The 19248-nt window shown below is 38.2% G+C and carries 13 protein-coding genes; 7 read left to right on the forward strand and 6 right to left on the reverse strand.

Annotation, left to right across the window (positions count from 1 at the left end; translation table 11 throughout):
* Positions 1-13: 13 nt before the first annotated feature.
* Positions 14-2389: a GAF domain-containing protein gene (locus HCO57_RS09105; protein ID WP_167988786.1), complete on the reverse strand. Its 2376-nt coding sequence runs from the start codon at positions 2387-2389 to the stop codon at positions 14-16.
* 113 nt (positions 2390-2502) lie between these two features.
* On the opposite strand from HCO57_RS09105, the gene HCO57_RS09110 reads away from it, so the two are divergent.
* Together HCO57_RS09110 and HCO57_RS09115 are read left to right on the forward strand one after the other, a co-directional pair.
* Positions 2503-3399 carry a metallophosphoesterase gene (locus tag HCO57_RS09110; protein WP_167988787.1) on the forward strand — a complete coding sequence of 299 codons (897 nt, stop codon included), beginning with the start codon at positions 2503-2505 and terminating at the stop codon, positions 3397-3399.
* A 114-nt stretch (positions 3400-3513) separates the two neighbouring features.
* Entirely contained in the window at positions 3514-4155 is a 642-nt protein-coding gene (locus tag HCO57_RS09115; RefSeq protein WP_136950632.1) for a hypothetical protein, read from the forward strand.
* Here the strand turns inward: HCO57_RS09115 and HCO57_RS09120 are convergent, their stop codons facing one another.
* Positions 4156-5184 (reverse strand): LacI family DNA-binding transcriptional regulator, encoded by a 1029-nt coding sequence (locus HCO57_RS09120; protein WP_167988788.1) that lies wholly within the window; start codon positions 5182-5184, stop codon positions 4156-4158.
* Between the two features lie 173 nt (positions 5185-5357).
* Here HCO57_RS09120 and HCO57_RS09125 point away from each other — a divergent pair, with 173 nt between their 5' ends.
* From HCO57_RS09125 to HCO57_RS09140, 4 genes are all read left to right on the forward strand, one after another.
* Entirely contained in the window at positions 5358-8009 is a 2652-nt protein-coding gene (locus HCO57_RS09125) for a TonB-dependent receptor (RefSeq protein WP_167988789.1), read from the forward strand.
* 86 nt (positions 8010-8095) lie between these two features.
* Positions 8096-9409, forward strand: a complete 1314-nt coding sequence (locus tag HCO57_RS09130) for an MGH1-like glycoside hydrolase domain-containing protein (RefSeq protein WP_167988790.1) — start codon at positions 8096-8098, stop codon at positions 9407-9409.
* Positions 9410-9495: 86 nt separating this feature from the next.
* Positions 9496-11100, forward strand: coding sequence for a sodium:solute symporter (locus HCO57_RS09135; RefSeq protein ID WP_167988791.1), 1605 nt, complete (start codon positions 9496-9498; stop codon positions 11098-11100).
* A 4-nt stretch (positions 11101-11104) separates the two neighbouring features.
* Positions 11105-12247, forward strand: a complete 1143-nt coding sequence (locus HCO57_RS09140) for a glycerate kinase (protein ID WP_167988792.1) — start codon at positions 11105-11107, stop codon at positions 12245-12247.
* On the opposite strand, the gene HCO57_RS09145 is transcribed toward HCO57_RS09140, so the two are convergent.
* Both HCO57_RS09145 and HCO57_RS09150 read right to left on the reverse strand, forming a co-directional pair.
* Positions 12232-14412, reverse strand: coding sequence for an acylase (locus HCO57_RS09145; protein WP_167988793.1), 2181 nt, complete (start codon positions 14410-14412; stop codon positions 12232-12234). The two genes, HCO57_RS09140 and HCO57_RS09145, sit on opposite strands and share 16 nt — an antisense overlap.
* 82 nt (positions 14413-14494) lie before the next feature.
* The gene (locus tag HCO57_RS09150) at positions 14495-15562 is read right to left on the reverse strand and encodes a TPM domain-containing protein (protein WP_167988794.1); all 1068 of its coding nucleotides are present in this window, start codon (positions 15560-15562) and stop codon (positions 14495-14497) included.
* 135 nt (positions 15563-15697) lie between these two features.
* On the opposite strand from HCO57_RS09150, the gene HCO57_RS09155 reads away from it, so the two are divergent.
* Positions 15698-17437 (forward strand): ABC transporter ATP-binding protein, encoded by a 1740-nt coding sequence (locus HCO57_RS09155; protein ID WP_167988795.1) that lies wholly within the window; start codon positions 15698-15700, stop codon positions 17435-17437.
* A 20-nt stretch (positions 17438-17457) separates the two neighbouring features.
* On the opposite strand, the gene HCO57_RS09160 is transcribed toward HCO57_RS09155, so the two are convergent.
* Both HCO57_RS09160 and HCO57_RS09165 read right to left on the reverse strand, forming a co-directional pair.
* Complete coding sequence (locus HCO57_RS09160; RefSeq protein ID WP_167988796.1) at positions 17458-17790, reverse strand: 2Fe-2S iron-sulfur cluster-binding protein; 333 nt, start codon at positions 17788-17790, stop codon at positions 17458-17460.
* 370 nt (positions 17791-18160) lie between these two features.
* On the reverse strand, positions 18161-19222 hold the full coding sequence (locus HCO57_RS09165) for an NAD(P)/FAD-dependent oxidoreductase (RefSeq protein WP_167988797.1): 1062 nt from the start codon (positions 19220-19222) through the stop codon (positions 18161-18163).
* Between the last annotated feature and the right edge of the window lie 26 nt (positions 19223-19248).

Consider the following 19248-nt stretch of genomic DNA (forward strand, 5'->3'; position numbering starts at 1 on the left):
TGGTCCTAAAAATTTATCCGGAAATTTCTTGCATCAAATCTTTATAGGTGTACGTTTTTTCCGGAGTCTTTTCATGACGATATAGAATTTCTGCACGTATGGCCTTTAGCCCCGTAACTCCTTGTAAACCATCTAGCTCTACAATTTCTATATTGTTGGTAAAATACCCTTTGCTCTTTAAAAAACGAACATACCTTAGATATTCCCTCTCATCTTTTTTCTGGGAATAGACTATGGCTAATTTGCCTTTCTGGGTAAGACGTTCATTGGTGCCTTTGATATAAGATTTATCAATTCTTTTTTTAATAATCTCATACCGTGCATTGTAAGTGCCATCTACATCAAAACGTTTTTCATCCATTCTAAAACGAATAGACAATGGAGTACTGTACACTAACATTAACGATGCAACATCTAATTTTACTGGTAATTGAGATTTAAATCCGTAATAAGCGTTTTCCATCTCTAACATTACCTGTAACTGCCATAACCTTAAGTTGCTCAAATAAAGAGAGTTAAATTCGCGTTCATGAGCAATAGCGCTACCAATATACATGTTATGTTCTATACCATCTGTCTTGTAACGCTCAAAATAATGCGGAAACATAGCTTGTGCTTGCTCCTGTTTTTTATCTAAAACTGCCGCTAATCTGCGGTTAATTTCTGTGACACTTTCATCGTAATTACGCCTATGGTCATAATACGATTCTGTACCCATGTCTATGCTAGACTCATACTTAAGTATTAAAGCTTCAAGACGCGAGTCTTCTCTTTTTAAATGATGCAGTACAGGGTTAACATGTTCTAAAATAAAATCAAAAATCGCTTGTTCGCTATTCGTGTGTAGCGTTTCTTTTATTTCGTCTAAATTACTTTCTACCCTAAATATTAACTCCTCATAAATAGGCAGTTGCAGTAGACGGAAAGCTTCTACCAGAATATCTCTTATTTCTGCGAGCTGAATCATTAAATCTCTCTGGATGGCTAAATTCCTTTCTGTAGAAGAGTCCTTAATGTCTATTTGCCCATATAGTGGAAAGACGTCTTTAAAAACAATTTCTTTAAAGGAAGGCTGACCGCCTACCGCTTCTCTAGCAATAAAACGTTTTGCTTCTTCTTGAAATTTCCAATACACAGAGTCGTGCACCGTGGTACACTCATGCTGTATTACAGCATCTATAAGATTCTTTTCTTCTTCTATAGAACGTAATACGGCAGAAACAATAAATGGCATTACATCTACCAACTTAGTAGCATTAATACTATTTAAGTCGTTTTGGTTAGGAGACACCAATTCTAGTACCCCCAAAAGTTTATCACCATCAGAAATAGGTGCTAGAATACAGCTTCTAAAACCTTGGTCGTATAAGTTTTTGTACGGTTGGCTGTGGCCAGATTTCTCGTAGTATTTTTTAATATTAGAGACGGCAAAGTAGTTTTGTTCTTTAAACAACTTTCCTTTAGAAGACTCACATAATAAGGTATCACAAGATTCATCTTCCCTATCTTTTAAGATAAAACTTGCAATGCCTTTACCGTAAATTTTTAAAAATCTATTGGAATCTTGGTCATACCCAGAAAAACCAACTTGTATGTCTTTGTTATTAAAAAGCGATTTAAAAGTATTCTCAAAATCCTCCATGTAGTTTTCACTACCCCGCTTATTGTTGCCGATTAAGGTGGACTTAATTTCCGATATTGAATGTTCTGCAGTAACATCAAACATGTTAGCAATCACAAAACCTTTGACTACAAAACTGTTGGGCGGAAACTTAGTTTTCCAATACTCCAAATCGTCAAAATTCTCTAACAACTCATCTATATCGTCTTGCGTAAACTTTTTCAACGCCTTATCGGTTGGTGTAATCTCCATGAAGTCTGCATTATATAATATTCTATAATGCCTCATGAGTCCGGTTTTATCTGGAATATCGTAAAACAATGGACGTTTAAAATCTATATTAAAACCATAGAAAAAATTGAGAATTACAGAGCATTGTACAATGTACTGCATCTTATCTGGCATATTTCTTATTTCTAAAGAAAAGTTATCACCAGCATCTTTTACTAATTGCTCAAAGCGTTTAGATTGATTAAAGACTACGTTACAATAGGGAATTGCTGCTGCTTTAATCTCATTTTGTGTTAGTACAGTAGGGAACACATCTGCCAACAGCAGTGCTATAATATCGCTATGTTTTTCTAATACTGCAACATCCTCAAAACCGTCACGTAACTCGGGATAAGGTGCCACAGCATCCAAAATATGCTTAGCCCGTTGCGCCAAAGAAGCGTCTTTGTTCTTTAACTGCTGCTCATAGTACCCTAACAGTTTGTTAAAGCTAATAAGCTGCTTCATGGGGCTCTCTAAAGGAAACATTGATTCCATATCCCTATTAGTCTTACTTTAATAAGTAAAATTACAAAATTGAAGCTTGTTAAATGTTAACATATTCTTTATATAAAAGTGGGCTATATTTAGGCCTTTAAGGAAAGCATAGCATGTCTTCTACTAAACGTCTTAACAGAGCATACAAAAACGCCAAGAAAATAGCTTTTGATGACAAAAGTAAGTTTGTCATTTTTAGCGATTGCCACAGGGGTGACAATAGCTTTGCAGACGATTTTGCAAACAATAGAAACATCTACTTTCATGCTCTTAATTATTATTACAGGGAAGGTTTTGAGTATTGTGAATTAGGCGATGGCGATGAACTATGGGAAAATATAAATTTTGAATCCATTTTTGAAGCTCACAAAAACGTATATCAGTTATTGCGCCAATTTCACTTACAAAATCGCTTACATATGGTTTGGGGCAATCATGACATGGTGTATAGAGACCCAAAATATGTGGAAAAACACCTCTCTAGCTATTTTGAGCCCATTGATGGGGAAGACAAATCCCTCTTTGTAGGAATTACATATCATGAGGCTTTAGTGCTACAACATAAGGATACCGGACAAGAATTGTTTTGTACTCATGGCCATCAAGCAGACTGGTGGAATTATAACTTTTGGAAGGTAGGTAGATTTTTAGTTCGTATTCTTTGGAAACCCTTGCAAGTAGTGGGCATTGCAGACCCTACGAGCCCAGCAAAAAATTACAAAGAACTTATTCGTATAGAAAAGCGTATAAAAAAATGGATTTTAAACAATCAGTTAAAGCTCACTATTGTTGGGCATACGCATAGACCTAGATTTCCAGAACCAGGGCAGATTCCCTTTTTTAACGATGGTAGCTGCGTACACCCAAGGAGTATAACGGGGATAGAAATAGTTAATGGTGAAATTTCTCTGATTAAATGGCACATTAGCACCAAACCAGACGGCACATTACAAATTGTAAGAGTTCTGCTAGAAGGTCCTGAACAACTTAAAGCATATCATAACCTGTAGGATACCAATGCGGATTTATCCATTGTATTAACCAAACATCGATTTTAACGTCTAGTTATTAAATAGATGGCAAGGTATTTGTTAACTTTAGTACTGTCTAACGACTCATGTGCTATGAAAAGACTTTTACTTTTCTTTTTTACTATTGCTATAAGCCATACGCTATGGGCTCAAGGAGATATACCTACTACTAAACCTTTAGAAGTGGGTAGGCAAAATAATTTGGATGCACTACCCAGCAACCAAGGTACTGTATTGCGTATGCCATCGGTTTTAGATAAGGACTTAATTAGTAAAGATAATCCTATAAAAATGTTACCAGATAGGCAGCTTGTGCAAGCAGGTCACGATTTAAAAATTAGCCCAAGAATTAACGAAAAAGAACATAAAGGCTCTGTACCCTATTTTGGTGATATGTATTTGGGTGATTTTAAAACCAATACAAAATTTGTTGGTATTGTAGCACGAGACCACGAATATATAGATGGAGACCGCGTAAAAGTCCTAGTAAACGACCAAGTGGTAGAATACAATCTTTTACTGTCTGGCTCCTTTAAAGGTGTAAACGTAGATTTAGTAGAAGGGTTTAATAAAATAGAATTTGTTGCCCTTAATCAAGGTTCTTCTGGACCAAACACCGCACAAGTTGTAGTTACAGATGCTGAGGGTAAAGTGCTCCACAACAATCGTTGGAATTTATCTACTGGATCTACCGCTACGTTAATTGTGGTAAAAGAGCCAGAACCCCAAGAATAATTACTTTACCGTAGTAAAAGTAGAATCCCGTATTATCAAGTGAGTCTTTACTTCTACTGTTTTTAAAAAGGACTCTTCTTCCTTCTCAATTTCGTTAATTAAATAGGTAATAGCTGTACTGCCAATTAAATTTCCAGGTTGGTCTACAGTGGTTAATGCCGGACTAATGATAGTAGCATGTTCAGAATTACTAAAACCAATAACGGCAATATCTTCTGGTATTTTTACCTTGTATTTTTTTAATGCTTTAATAGCACCAATAGCTGCTGCATCCGTAATGGCAAAAATAGCATCTGGTTTGTTCCGTAAGGTTAAAAGAGCGCTAGCCATTATGCGTCCTTTATCCAAAGAAATATCTTCTGTACTCACTATTAACTTTGGGTCCACCTCTAGATTATGGTCTTCCAAAGCTTTTTGGTACCCTCTAAAGCGCATCTCTGAATTATAGGAATTCTCTGTTTCTTTAATGATGGCAATTCGCTTTTTTCCGATGTTAATTAGGTGCTCAACAGCCCCGTATGCCGCATCTACCTCATCTATAACTACTTGTGTGCATGGCACCTTATTTGACACTTTATCAAACAAAACTAAGGGTACACGTTGCTTTATTTTTATAATACTAGAAACATCATATGTTCTCCTTGCCATACTTAAAAGAATACCATCCACTCCAAATTGTATCATGGTATTTAACATGGCGAGTTGTTTATTTACATCATTTTGAGATTCGGCTACAATAACCTGGTATCCCATTTTTTCTCCCTGTTCTAAAATTCCTTTTAAAATGGTCGTGGTAAAAAAGTGCGATATGTTTGGCACCACAACACCAATTATATGGGTATGTTTAGTTCTAAATCCTTTTGCAAATAGATTGGGCACATAATTGTATTGCTTAGCCAAAGCCTGGACTTGTACTTTAGTGATTTCACTAATGTCTGGGTGATTATTTAACGCCCTAGAAACAGTTGAAACGGAAAGATTTAGTTCTTTAGCAATATCTTTAAGGGTAATATTTCGTTTCTTTTTCATTTTTGATTAACTAATGTGATTACAAAAATACAATTTGCAAACGATTGCGGAAACGTTTGCGTAATATTTTCTCATAAATACCAATTGTATTTGAAGAAATTGCTAATAATATTGATTCATATTTAATAATAACTCAATACTGCAATTATTCAATTAATTAAAAACTAAATCCAATGCAAAAGTCGATTTTTAAGGTATTGGCATTATTTGTAGGTGTATTTACGTATGCACAGACAAATATTACCGGTAACGTATCGGACACCAGTGGCGTTCCTGTCTTGGGCGCCAACGTGGTTATAGAAGGGACTACAGAAGGTACCACTACAGATTTTGACGGAAACTTTACTTTAACTACTAGTAAGACTGGGACACAAACCTTGGTCTTTAGTTTTATAGGTTTTGAGACCAAAAAAGTGTCTGTAGACATGACCAATGCAAATAATCTTAAAGTTGTACTAGCAGAAAGCGGACAGCAATTAGACGAGGTAGTCATTACAGCTTCTTCTACTTTTAGGTCTCAAAAGCAAGCGCCACTTTCTATTAGCTCCAAAAAGATGGCAGAAATTACTAAGCTCTCTGCTAACAGCCAGGCAGATATTTTAAGAGATGTTCCTGGTATTACTGCAGAAGGTGGTGGTGGTGAAACAGCAACCAACCTCTTTGTAAGAGGTTTACCCTCTGGCGGACAATATGTTTTTAATCCGCTACAATATGATGGCATGCCCCTAATGAGCACATTCGGGCTTAATTCTTCTGCACATGATGTGTACGCAAGACCAGATATTGGCTTTAAAGGTGTAGAATTTGTGCGTGGTGGTGCGGCTGTACTTTACGGCGCAGGGTCTGTTGCTGGTATCATTAACTATACCAGTAAAACCGGCGATACCAATCCTGGGAATATCATAAACATGGAATATGGGACTAGAGGCAGATTAAAAACTGACTTTTACTCTGGAGGAAAGTTGGGTGAAGAAAATAGTAACACTTTTTATGCCCTAACCGGATTTATCCGTAAAGATGATGGTCCTATAGATACAGGCTTACCAACAAAAGGGGCACAGCTTAGAGGTAATATTAAAAAGAAGTTTGACAAAGGTTCTTTTACCATTTCTGGTCAGTTTATTAATGATAATGCACAATTTTATTTGCCATTACCATTAGCTGGTGGTTCTAGAGAACGCCTAGCAGGTAATGACGGGGAAGATGTAGAACAGTTGCTTTCTGGAGATTTAGCCAACACCTCTTTCTTAACACCTGGTGGTGTTTACAATAGCCCTATAGAAGATGGGGTGTCTACCCAAGGGGGTTATGTAATGGGAGATTTTAACTATTTTCTTACAGAAGATTTAAAATTTACTTCAAAAATTAAATATGCCAATTACAAGCACAACTTTGCTTTGTACGTGGGTGGTAGTGGCAATCCAATTGCTTTAAATGAGTACATTGCAAATGTTGCGCCTGGCAACCAAGGCTTTTTTGCCATTTATCAAGGTGGTGGTGACACGCAGATTAATGGCGGAGATTTAGTGGTAGAAAACCTTCATGTAGACCGTTTACGCCCTATGACCGACTATTCCGGAGAGGCTAATCTTATTTTAAAATCAAAAGATAGAAAACATACATTTACTTTGGGTACTTTTCTTTCTAGAACAGAAGCGGAAGATGTAAACTACCAATACCGTGTTTTATCAGAATTTAACAACAATCCAAGGTTGGTAAATCTTAGCTACACAGATGCAACAGGAACAGATGTTACCTACGCTACAGGTGGTTTGTATGATAGAATAGGTATGACCGCCAATAGATTTTTATCACAAAATAGAACCGCGGTTTACTTGACAGATGAAATGGTTTTAGATAGATGGCGTTTTGATGTTGGCGTTCGTGTAGAAAATACCAAGGGTACCTTCCAAAATGGCGGATTGCAAGATTTTCAGGTGTATGAAGATGCTTCGCTTACAACCGCCTTAAACACCATTAGATTTGCAGATGGTAGCTTTACTACAGCAGAAATTGATGCCACAGATTGGGCTGTTTCTTTAGCTGGTTTGTATGAACTTACTGAGGCAACCAACCTGTATGCTAACTTTAGTAGAGGTTTCTTTTTTCCGCAACAGAGAGGTTTTGTACCAACACCAGGTATTAGAGAAACCAACTATAATGCAGAAAGCATTATTCAATTTGAAGCTGGTGCTAAATTTGGTACTGCTAAATTTTCTGGTTCCCTTGCAGGGTATTACGTGGGTTTAAGTGATCGTATTAGAATTGACCAAGCTATAAGCAATGGCGAGTTGGTGGATCAGGCCCGTACAGAACAAAATACTTCTACTATAGGCTTAGAAGCGACATGGAAATATAGATTTACAGATGCCTTAAGTTTTAGCGGTACTGCAACCTACCAAGACCATGAAATAACTAAGAACATACAGCAAAACTTAGTTACAGGAGAAAGTACTACTGTTAATGAAGGTAATGAGCTGCAAAGACAGCCTAACTTTTTAGGTAGTGCTGGTTTAAATTATGATGACAGAAAGTTTGATGCAAACTTTACCTTAAACCACACCGGAGCAAAATTTACTTCTGACATTAATGACATAGAATTAGATGCCATTACGTTAGCACGTATTGGAGCAGGATACACCTTTGCTTTAGAAAATGAAAACTCTGTAAGATTAGGATGTTCTGTATTCAACTTATTTGATAGCCAAGGATTAACAGAAGGTAATCCTAGAGCAGGTATTGCTGGCCAGGCAGAAAACGAATTCTTTGTGGGTAGACCTGTATTGCCTAGAAGACTGTTTTTAACAGCAACTTTTAACTTTTAGTGTAATAATTTCATATAGTTTGGTTTAGTTTAATTAGCCTTGGGGGCTACAAGCCCGCAGCCCCCAAGCATTTTTTACACATAAATATGTACAACGATTTAATACAAAAGGCTAAAACGGTCCTAGATACTAATTTTCAACCAGGTGGATTCACCATTCCAAGTAAAGGTCTATATCCGTTTCAATGGAAATGGGATGCCGGGTTTATCGCCATAGGTTTTGCTCATTATGATGTGGTTAAGGCCAAAAAAGAAATAGAAACCTTGTTAAACGCACAATGGAAAAACGGTTTCATTCCGCACATTGTGTTCCATACAGAAAGTGACACCTATTTTCCAGGTCCCGATTTTCATCAATCGCACCTCAGCAAAGAATCTAATCCAGATTATCCTTCCACAGGTATGGTACAACCACCCGTACTTGGTTTTGTGTTAGAACACATGCTCAACGTGGTTGAGGATAAAAAAGCTATGCTTCAATTTATAAGCACACAGATAGACAAAGTTTTTTGGAACCATGAGTATTTTTATAAGGAGCGAGATGTTACTAACGAAGGCTTAGTGTACATCTATCACAATTGGGAATCTGGCACGGATAACTCGCCTATTTGGGATGATATTTGGGCAACTATGAACCCTCCACAGTACACATTTAAAAGAAAGGACACAAGCCATGTAGATGCATCTCAAAGACCGAGCAATAGAGAGTATGACCACTATTTGTACTTGATAGATATTGCAAAAAAATACAATTACAAGGATGCTAAAATAGCGGAGCACTCTCCTTTTTTGGTGTTAGACCCATTGTTTAATGCAATGCTTATAAAATCTAATGAATCCCTAATTAACTTATATAAAAAATTAGGCGGGCATGCCGATAAAATTAAACAACTAGAAACATGGCAAAAACAGTCCGTAGCGTCTTTTAATAGCAAATTGTTTAATGAAGAGTTGGGCGCTTTTGTACATTATGATTTAAAAGCAGACCAACAAATACCCTTTGTGTGCTCTTCTTCTTTTGCGGCATTATACGCTCCCATTGTAGATGCAGACCGTGCTGAGATATTGGTGAATACGTTACAGCATAAATTTGGAGATGAATCCTTATATTTATGTGCCTCATTTGACCCATCGAGTGAAAGGTACGACCCAAAAAGATACTGGCGTGGACCCGTATGGATTAACATGAACTGGATTTTATATTTGGGTTTAAAACGAGCAGGTAAAACAGCCTTAGCAGCTCGTATTAAGGCAGACACTTTAACGCTTTTAGAGCGTTATGGCTTTTACGAGTATTTTGATGCACGTAAAAAAGTACCAGATGATGCCTTTGGCGGTTATGGAGGCGATAATTTTTCTTGGAGCGCCGCCCTATTTTTAGATTTTGTCAACGAAAAATAAGCGTTGCAAATATATACTCATGAGCTGGAGTTAGCATGCTAATTCCAGCTTATCAATTCATCACATACCAACTAACATAACTACCCATGAACTATTTAGATTACATCATCATTGTTGTTTACCTAGTAGGTTTTTTAAGCCTTGGGTATTTTTTTAAGGAAAATAAAAATTCTGGCGACTATTTTTTAGGCGGTAGAAGTATGGGCTGGCTACCATTAAGCCTATCTACCATGGCTACCCAACTTTCTGCCATAAGTTTTATTTCTGCACCAGCCTTTGTAGGTATAAAACAAGGTGGCGGACTGCAATGGCTTACCTACGAGTTTGGAGTACCCCTGGCCATGGCTTTTTTAATGTTGGCTTTAATCCCTACGCTATACAAATCGGGAATCGTAAGTGTGTATGAATATTTAGAAAAACGTTTTGATGCCTCTTCTCGGTTACTAATCAGTTTTGTTTTTCAAATTAGTAGGTCTGTAGCTACTGGAGTTATGGTTTATACGATGGCCCTTATTTTACAGGCCACATTAAATATAGAATTTTGGATTTCCGTGCTTTTAATCGGTGTTATTACACTTGCCTATTCCTACCAAGGCGGTATGAAAGCTGTGATTTGGGGTGATGTTATCCAAATGACCATCCTCTTTTTAGGTATTGTTATCTGTTTGGTATACGGCTTAAGCGAATTGGGCGGATTTGAAAATTTCTTGACCCATGTAGATAAAGACCGCATTGCCACGGTAGACTTTAGCAAATGGGGATTTAACAATGCAGACAAGCAAGATGAATTTGGATTTTGGCCTATGGTAATTGGTGGTTTCTTTTTATACGCTTCGTACTATGGCACAGACCAATCCCAATCCCAACGGCTACTCTCTGCTAATGGGTTGCCAACCATTAAAAAATTACTTTTGGCCAATGGTCTGTTTCGTTTTCCTATAACCCTAACCTATTGTATTATGGGTTTAGTGCTAGGCACATTGTTTTTGCAAGATACTGGCTTTCAAGAAACCTTAGCGAATGTTTATGAGAACAATATTACCTATTTAGAAGGCAAAAAGGCAGATTTGATGGTTCCTGTGTTTATTATCAATTATTTACCCAACGGCGTCATCGGTATTTTAATTGTCGCTATCATGTCTGCCGCCATGTCTTCTTTAAGTTCTACAGTAAACTCTTTATCTGCTGTTACAATGGAAGATTTTGTGAAACGCTTTAAGCCAGACATGGGCAATAAAAAATATATGGCTGCCTCCAAGTTGTTATCGCTGTTCTGGGGAGTTGTTTGTTTATTCTTTGCTTTTTTTGCTGGCAGCATTGAGGGTACCGTCATAGAGGTTATCAACAAAGTATCGTCGATTTTTTATGGGCCCATCTTAGCGGCATTTATTTTGGCAATCATGACCAAGAAAACTCATGCGCTTGGAGCTAACATAGGTATCGTTGCAGGAGTAGCCCTTAATATTTATTTGTGGTTGTATGTACCCGAAATATTTTGGTTTTGGTGGAATGCTATAGGTTGTTTGGTAACCATGAGTATTGCTTACGTTACTAGTTTAATCATTAAAAAAGAGAGCAAGCCAGGCCTAGCCATACAATACAGTAGTAGTAAAAAAGAGGTAACACTTTTACTACTTTATTTTATTGCCATAGTTGGTATTAGTTTGGCCTTACCGAGTTTTCTAAACTAAGAAGATGAAATTTGTAATTGCTCCGGATAAATTTAAAGGTTCTATATCCAGTTTTGAATTCTGTGAACTAGCCGAAATGGTCCTACTAGAACATTTCCCTAAAGCAGCTATTTTAAAACTACCCTTGGCAGATGGCGGTGACGGTACTATAGAAATTGTTAAGCATTATTTAGGCGGTGAACGAATTATCGCCCAGGTTAATGACCCTTTATTCAGGCCCATTAGTGCTAGCTACATATGGTCTGAAAGCATACAAACGGCATATATAGAAATGGCAGAAGCCTCTGGCCACCATCTCCTATCTACCGAGGAGCTAAATTGTATGGAAACTACCTCTATAGGGACAGGAGAACTTATTTTAGATGCTTTGAAACGGGGAGCCACCACTATATATTTAGGTATTGGCGGTAGCGCTACTAATGACGGCGGCTTGGGTATGGCGCAAGCTCTAGGATACCAATTTTTAGATGCACAAAACAAACCTATAAATCCTATTGGTAAAAATCTTTTCCAAGTTAGCAACATAGACACCTCTAAATGCAATCCGCTACTAAAAAAATGCATGTTTAAGGTAGCTTGTGATGTAGACAACCCTTTTTATGGACCAAATGGCGCCGCCTTTGTTTACGGACCGCAAAAAGGGGCTACTTCAGAAAATGTAGCGTTTCTAGATCAAGGATTACAGCATTTTTCGAGCGTTCTGAAACAAACTTTTGGGACAGATGTACAAGAATTGCTGGGTGCAGGTGCCGGGGGCGGCATAGGCGGCGGAGCACACATTTTCTTAGATGCCACATTGGTCTCTGGTGTTAATCTACTCAAAGAAATGGCACAGTTTGATGAAAAAATCACCGATGCAGATTGGATTATCACTGGAGAAGGACAATTGGATGCACAAACCCTTTCTGGAAAAACCATAAATGGCGTTTTAGCATCGGCCTTAAAACAAAACATACCGGTAGCCGCTTTTTGTGGTGCGGTACGTTTAAGTAAAGAGCAACAACAAAAATTGGGTTTAACTTATATAAATGCCATACTCACAGAGGTTGTAGATTTGCCCACTGCAATGGCAAATGGTAAAGAAAACCTACAAAAAGCCTTATATAATTTTTGCAATCTTTTAAAACAATATCATTCCCCTGGATGATAGGTTCGCGTGGCACGCTTTAACACATCTTCTTTGTAAAAGGCTATATTTTTCCATTGCCCATTGGCATAACCTTCTATTTGATCATCAAAATGGGGCGAGTTAGGGTCACCACTCTGGCCACCTGCTAAAATAGATTTTGCTTTTACCTTTTCTCCAAATTCCACTGCCGCTACAAAACTGTTTCCTCGTGTACCGTAGATTTTTTTGGTATTGTTATGGTAACGAGCGCCATAGGCTGCCAAGGCACCCCATGTACCGCTCGCAAACCCAATAGGAATGCTCGGTTTTGCATCGTCAAAAGCTTGCCTAATGTCTCCATTAAGCCGCTGATATCTATTTACTTCTCCCCAAGGCATTTTCCAAGTACCAAAATCGGATACCAATTGGTCAATGGTTTTTTCAAAAAGCTGCAATTGTTCACCTTCTACGGAGCCCCAATGCTGTATACGCTCCATCGCATTCAATCCTTCTGGGTATTTTCCTTCCCTGTAATAACACATGCCATAATAATGTGCCAAGGTCATTGCCACAGATTCTTTGCTAGTTTTAAAATCCCATGCTTTTAATACCGCAATAGGTTCCGCTAGTTTTGGGTTTTTGTCGTGCTTATTTTCGTATGCTGTAAATAAACTAGGCAGTAAGGCATCAAACGCAGGCAAATAGGGGTCGTGAGCCAAGCTGATTAGACTATCTAAAGTATAGCCTTTTCTATCCGTTAAAAGGGTAATGGCATGTATGCCTCTAAAGTTTTCTTGGTCCCGAGACATGTATTTGGGGTAATTACTGCGTTTTGGGCTATACTCCAAAGCCGCGGTATATGGGGTTGAATTGCAATTTTGTATCCAGCCGTTTGCCGGATTCTTAATTAAAATATTTTCATCTACCGTATGTAGCCCTTGCCAATCCGTTTTTGGATTACTACCATCCACAGCTTTAGTGTAGTCAAAAATCGTATCTCTTTTTGGAACAAAATTACCATGAAAATAAGCGATAGTTCCGTCTGCATCTGCATACACCGTATTATTAGACGAATTGGTACGGATGTCCATCATCTCCCTAAAACCAGCATATCCATTCTGCTTGGTTCGTATATAACTTTGCTCTAATGCCTTTACCGGTTCCCACATCATGGCAGAAGCCGTCCATTGCCCATCAACCTTATGCGTTACAGGTCCGTGATGCGTTCTATACATAGGAAATTCTTTTTCAAATAGCGCATCACCTTCTTTGTATTTCAGTTTAATTTTTAAGGAATCTACAGGGCGTAATTCTTCGCCATACTGGTACAATAACTTACCTTGGTTAGATACAATGGTTTCTTTAAACTCGTCCATGACATCCGTATAAGTGCTGGTGTGCATCCAACCTGTTTTTTCATTGAAACCCTGATAGACAAAAAACTGCCCCCAAGTAACTGCTCCATATGCATTTAAACCCTCTTCGGATACTACATGCACTTCTCCCCTAAAATAAAAAGAGGTATGCGGATTTATCAATAGCATGGCATTACCGCTTTGGGTTAAATCGCCAGATATAGCAATACCATTAGACCCTTGTGGTTCTGCCAATTCTTCTTCTTTCTGCTCTTGTAGCAATTGCATTATGGGCAGCTCCATGCCTTCTTCATAAAAAGATTTTATCTTTTTGGTAGAGATACGCTCTATATCGCCCCCAATACTACCTTCACTAAAAAACAAAGGCATCCAAGGCTCAAAACGTGTTAATAATTTAGGTTTTACTTCTGGATGGGTATACAGGTAATAATTAACACCATCTGCAAACGCTTGGCACAACTCTTTTAACCAACCAGGAGCCGCTTCGTATTTGGCTATGGCCTCTTCTTGGGTCATAAATAAGTTGGCACGCAAATCACTATACAACGCATCTTCTCCATCTACCTCTGCCAAACGGCCTGTTGCCCAAATGTAGTTTTGCTCAACGCGATTAAAATCGTCCTCGCATTGGGCATATAACAATCCAAAAACAGCGTCTGCATCCGTTTTACCATAAATATGTGGCACGCCGTAATCATCTCTAATTATGGTAACGCGTTCCGCCTGTGCTTTCCATTCATCTATTTCAGTCGTTGGCTTTACTGTATCGGAACAAGAAATAAATAACCATGCCAGTAGTAAAAAAGAAAGAAATTTTGTGTGATTCATAAGATTGCTGTATTTCTCAAAAAAGAATTTGTATTTGGGTGTGTTTTATTACGACCCTTCACTCTATAAATGTAACTAGAATTTACCAACTACCGCTAGCACCACCGCCACCAGAACTACCGCCACCGCCGGAAAAGGAACTACTGCTACTAGAAAAAGAACTACTGCTGCTTCCAGAATAAGAACCACTAGAGCCAGAAGCACTTCCAAAAGATGAAAAAGTCTTAGACATGTATTTTTTGTCATTCTTATACCAAGACAACTTAAAGTCTGTATTCCCTGCTCGTTTAAGTTTTATAAATGCAATGAAGTAGGCTAAGCCAAAAAAAGGAAATAGTAACCCTAGCCAATAAACGTTAGCCAACGAGTTAAAATCTAAATCTACAAGTTTATCTAATTGCGGGTCTAATTGCATTAAAATTACCATAGGGATTAATGCAAAAACCAAACCTAACAAACTACTAATCGCCATAGGTAACAACAATAATATACCTGTAAGCAAGCCTAGTTTTCCCAAAAGTAAACCTCTACATATTTCGATAACCTGGCTGTACTGTTTATAAAAAATATAGCCTCCATACCCTACAAAAACTAATCCGAGCAACCCAATTATTAGATAAGCCCAAACTGGCGTTTTGTTTTCGGCTTCAATCTCTTGTTTAAACTCCGCTAAGGCTTCTGGATCCTCTAAAAATGTTATGAGTTGTTCCGTACCCTGTTCAACTCCAGTATAATACGCTGCTTCTTTAAAATAGGGAATCATAGTGTTTCTTATAATTCTAGAAGCAACAGCATCGGTTATGTAAGGTTCCAATCCGTAACCAACCTCTATCCGTACTTCCCTATCTGCTTTGGAAAATAAGATGAGAATACCGTTATCTTTTTCTGCTTGACCTATCTTATTAGCGTTGAAAACAGCATTGGCATACGATTCTATGGTATTTGACCCTAAACGCTGGATGGTTAACACCACTATTTGGTTGGTTGTTTCCTGTTCAAATTCTATCAATCGTTGATTTAGACTTTGGCTATCATTTACCGTAAAGACTGCAGCACTGTCTGTTACAAAATCACGCAATTGAAAGTATTGCTCTTGAGAACGCACAAAAAAGGAAACAAAAAGTAGTACAAAACATATTTTCCTAGTCATAATTAGGTTGGCATGGTCCTCTTTTCAAAAATAATAGCTTTAAACCTAAGCTGCTAATCAAATTCTAAAACCTAGTTAATACAATTGGCTTTCCTAAGATTTGGGGTAACTTGCAAATCCATTTTACGGAACAGCATGGCAGAAAAAAAAGTAAGCATATTAAAAGCATTTAAAACTATTATTTGGCCCAGAAGAAAACTCGTTTTCATTGGCCTTTTTCTTATTGCCGTAAGCAAGAGCGCAAGCTTTGTTGCACCCATTTCTCTGAGGTATTTTATGGATGATGTGGTACCCAACAAAGACGTATCCCTGTTAAAGCTTTTGGTCATAGCAGTGATTGTGTCTTTTTTAGTACAAGCTGTCATGTCTTTTTTGCTTACCAAAGTTTTGAGCATACAAGCCCAATACATGATTTCGGAACTACGTGCACAAGTGCAAAAACAGGTTTTATCCCTGCCCATACAGTTTTTTGACAATACCAAATCTGGTTCTTTGGTAAGCCGCATAATGAGTGATGTAGAAGGCGTGCGTAACCTTATTGGTACCGGCTTGGTACAACTGGTTGGCGGCTCCATTACAGCCGTAGTTTCCCTTATTTTGTTGCTTCGCATTAGCCCAACTATGACGTTGCTTACTTTTGTGCCCTTGATTCTTTTTGCAATCATCGCGCTAAAAGCATTTAAAATTATACGCCCCGTGTTTAGGGAACGTGGTAAATTAAATGCCGAAGTTAAAGGGAGACTTACCGAAACCTTAGGCGGTATACGGGTAATCAAAGGTTTTAATGCCGAAGAGCAAGAATCTTTGGTGTTCGAAAAAGGCGTACACAAGCTATTCCTCAACGTTAAAAAGAGTTTAACCGCACAGGCAACCTTGACCAGTTCTTCTACCTTTTTATTAGGCTTGGCCACTACCGGGATTATGATGGGTTATGGTGGTTATTTAATGATACAGGGCGATTTGACCACGGGGGAATATTTTGAGTTTACCACACTCTTAGCCCTAATGGTGGCGCCTATAGTACAAATGAGTAATATTGGTAGCCAGCTTACCGAAGCTTTAGCTGGACTTGACCGTACCGAAGAATTAATGAACAAAGCTGCAGAGGCCGATGATGAAAACAGGACCATAGTTTTAGAAGATGTTGCCGGCACCATGGTTTTTGATTCCGTTTCTTTTGCGTACGAAGAAGACAAAGAAGTACTACATAGTATTAGTTTTAGTGCTAAAGCGGGCGAGGTTATTGCTTTAGTGGGCAGTTCAGGCTCTGGAAAATCTACTATTGCTGGTTTGGCCGCTAGTTTTTTGCATCCCGATAGCGGCACCATTACTATTGATGGTCTAGATATGGCCAAAGTGGACTTAAAGAGCTTTAGACAATTTCTGGGGGTTGTTTTACAAGACGATTTTCTTTTTGAAGGGACCATTAAAGAAAATATTCTTTTTCCTAAACCAGATGCTACAGAAAGTGAGTTGCAACATGCCGTAAATGCTGCCTATGTGAACGAGTTCAGCGACCGTTTTGAAAAAGGATTGGAGACCGTAATAGGAGAACGTGGGGTTAAACTTTCCGGTGGGCAACGTCAACGCATTGCTATTGCCAGGGCCATTTTAGCCAACCCAAAAATATTAATATTAGACGAAGCTACTTCCAATCTAGATACAGAAAGTGAAGCATTGATACAGAAAAGTTTGGCAACCCTTACCGAGGGCAGAACTACGTTTGTAATTGCGCACCGTTTAAGCACTATACGTAAAGCAGACCAAATACTCGTGATAGAAAATGGTAAGATAGCAGAACGCGGAACGCATGATGAGTTGATAGCGGTAGAAGGCCGTTATTACAATCTATTTACCTACCAAGCTAGGATTTAAAAACAAGTTTACAGTGCAAATTATAGCTCCTCTGGCGCTAGTTCTATCTGCAAGCCATCCAATTCTGGCGTAATGTGGATTTGGCACCCCAAACGGCTGTTGTCTTCTACATTAAACGCTTCTGCAAGCATTGCCTCTTCATCATCCGATTTTTCTGGTAAGTCGTGCTCTGATTGCACGTAGCATTGACAAGAAGCACACATGGCCATACCACCACAAATACCAATAGTACCTTCTGGAGCCAATTCATAAGAACGTACTACCTCCATTAGGTTCATATTCATATCGGTTGGGGCATCTACCTCATGCAATTTCCCGTCCCTATCGATAATCTTTAATTTAATATCGCTCATGTCTGTTTTGCTTGTGCTGTGTAAAAAAGGTCAAAATTAACACATAGACCTTACACTAGCTTAGTAAGAATATCAATCTAAGCGAATTTTATGTTTTATTTATAAATGAAGTTGATGGTTGATGGTAATCAAGTAAAATTAATTGGACAATTCATTTTTGACTTTGCTATTTGTACATAAAAAGAGATTTCTCAGTCAAAGCACGGCTTTTCCTATCGAAATGACCAAAGAATGCAATGACCTTAAAACTTGAATTGAGTGAGATGCTGAAACAAGTTCAGCATAACGAACTAAGACCACACTTAATACTTGGTACTTTTTACTTTGAAACAGCTTTTACTCACGAAATGACAGCAGGGTACTAGCAAAATTAATTAATAGCTTTTACTACCGCTTTTGGGGCTTCTCTTTTGCTACCATCAAAACCGGTTACGCCACCTACTGTGGTATATTTCATAACGTATTTTTTATCTGGAAAAATACGTTGGTAAGCACTCTGGCACATTAAAGTAGCTTCATGAAAACCACAAAGTATCAATTTTAACTTACCAGGATAGGTGTTTACGTCTCCAATAGCGTAAATACCAGGAATATTGGTTTGATAGTCCAACGCATTATCTACCTTAATGGCATTCTTCTCTATCTCTAATCCCCAATTGGCAATGGGTCCCAATTTTGGACTTAACCCAAATAGCGGTATAAAATTGTCTACTATTATTTTTTGGTCTTCTTTTGGATTGTTGTTTTTACGCACAATAACCGCTTCTAGTGCATCCTTGCCCTCTAAACTAACAACTTCTGCAGGGGTAATAAGGTTTATTTTACCTTTATCTTTTAACTCCTGTACTTTTTCTACGGAATCCAAAGCCCCTCTGAACTCATTTCTACGGTGCACAAGAGTAACTTCTTTGGCAATATCCGCCAAAAAGATAGACCAGTCTAGGGCTGAATCACCTCCGCCAGCAATCAGTACTTTTTTATCACGATAGACCTCTGGGTCCTTTATCATATAAGCAACGCCCTTATCTTCAAACTTAGACAAGTTGTCCAGTATGGGTTTTCTAGGTTCAAAACTACCTAAGCCCCCAGCAATGGCCACAACAGGCGCTTGGTGCTTTGTTCCTTTATTGGTAGTTACTATAAACGTGCCGTCTTCCAATTTCTCTATACTATCTGCACGCTCACCCAACGTAAATCCGGGTTGAAAAGGCGCTATCTGCTGCATTAAATTGCTCACCAAATCGCCCGCCAATACTTCTGGAAAACCAGGAATATCATAAATGGGCTTTTTAGGGTATAATTCTGAGCACTGCCCACCTGCTTGTGGTAGCGCATCAATGATATGGCATTTCAATTTTAAGAGTCCAGCCTCAAAAACAGTGAATAATCCTGTAGGGCCAGCTCCAATAATTAAAATATCGGTCTTAATCATGAAAAATTAGTTTGTTTGCTCAATTT

The organism is Croceivirga sp. JEA036, assembly GCF_011882165.1.
Taxonomy (GTDB): domain Bacteria; phylum Bacteroidota; class Bacteroidia; order Flavobacteriales; family Flavobacteriaceae; genus Croceivirga.

What these genes read in the sequence shown, in the direction of transcription:
- HCO57_RS09105 (WP_167988786.1), bottom strand. Translation starts at nt 2,389, where the DNA reads ATGGAATCAATGTTTCCTTTAGAGAGCCCCATGAAGCAGCTTATTAGC.
- HCO57_RS09110 (WP_167988787.1), top strand. Translation starts at nt 2,503, where the DNA reads ATGTCTTCTACTAAACGTCTTAACAGAGCATACAAAAACGCCAAGAAA.
- HCO57_RS09115 (WP_136950632.1), top strand. Translation starts at nt 3,514, where the DNA reads ATGAAAAGACTTTTACTTTTCTTTTTTACTATTGCTATAAGCCATACG.
- HCO57_RS09120 (WP_167988788.1), bottom strand. Translation starts at nt 5,184, where the DNA reads ATGAAAAAGAAACGAAATATTACCCTTAAAGATATTGCTAAAGAACTA.
- HCO57_RS09125 (WP_167988789.1), top strand. Translation starts at nt 5,358, where the DNA reads ATGCAAAAGTCGATTTTTAAGGTATTGGCATTATTTGTAGGTGTATTT.
- HCO57_RS09130 (WP_167988790.1), top strand. Translation starts at nt 8,096, where the DNA reads ATGTACAACGATTTAATACAAAAGGCTAAAACGGTCCTAGATACTAAT.
- HCO57_RS09135 (WP_167988791.1), top strand. Translation starts at nt 9,496, where the DNA reads ATGAACTATTTAGATTACATCATCATTGTTGTTTACCTAGTAGGTTTT.
- HCO57_RS09140 (WP_167988792.1), top strand. Translation starts at nt 11,105, where the DNA reads ATGAAATTTGTAATTGCTCCGGATAAATTTAAAGGTTCTATATCCAGT.
- HCO57_RS09145 (WP_167988793.1), bottom strand. Translation starts at nt 14,412, where the DNA reads ATGAATCACACAAAATTTCTTTCTTTTTTACTACTGGCATGGTTATTT.
- HCO57_RS09150 (WP_167988794.1), bottom strand. Translation starts at nt 15,562, where the DNA reads ATGACTAGGAAAATATGTTTTGTACTACTTTTTGTTTCCTTTTTTGTG.
- HCO57_RS09155 (WP_167988795.1), top strand. Translation starts at nt 15,698, where the DNA reads ATGGCAGAAAAAAAAGTAAGCATATTAAAAGCATTTAAAACTATTATT.
- HCO57_RS09160 (WP_167988796.1), bottom strand. Translation starts at nt 17,790, where the DNA reads ATGAGCGATATTAAATTAAAGATTATCGATAGGGACGGGAAATTGCAT.
- HCO57_RS09165 (WP_167988797.1), bottom strand. Translation starts at nt 19,222, where the DNA reads ATGATTAAGACCGATATTTTAATTATTGGAGCTGGCCCTACAGGATTA.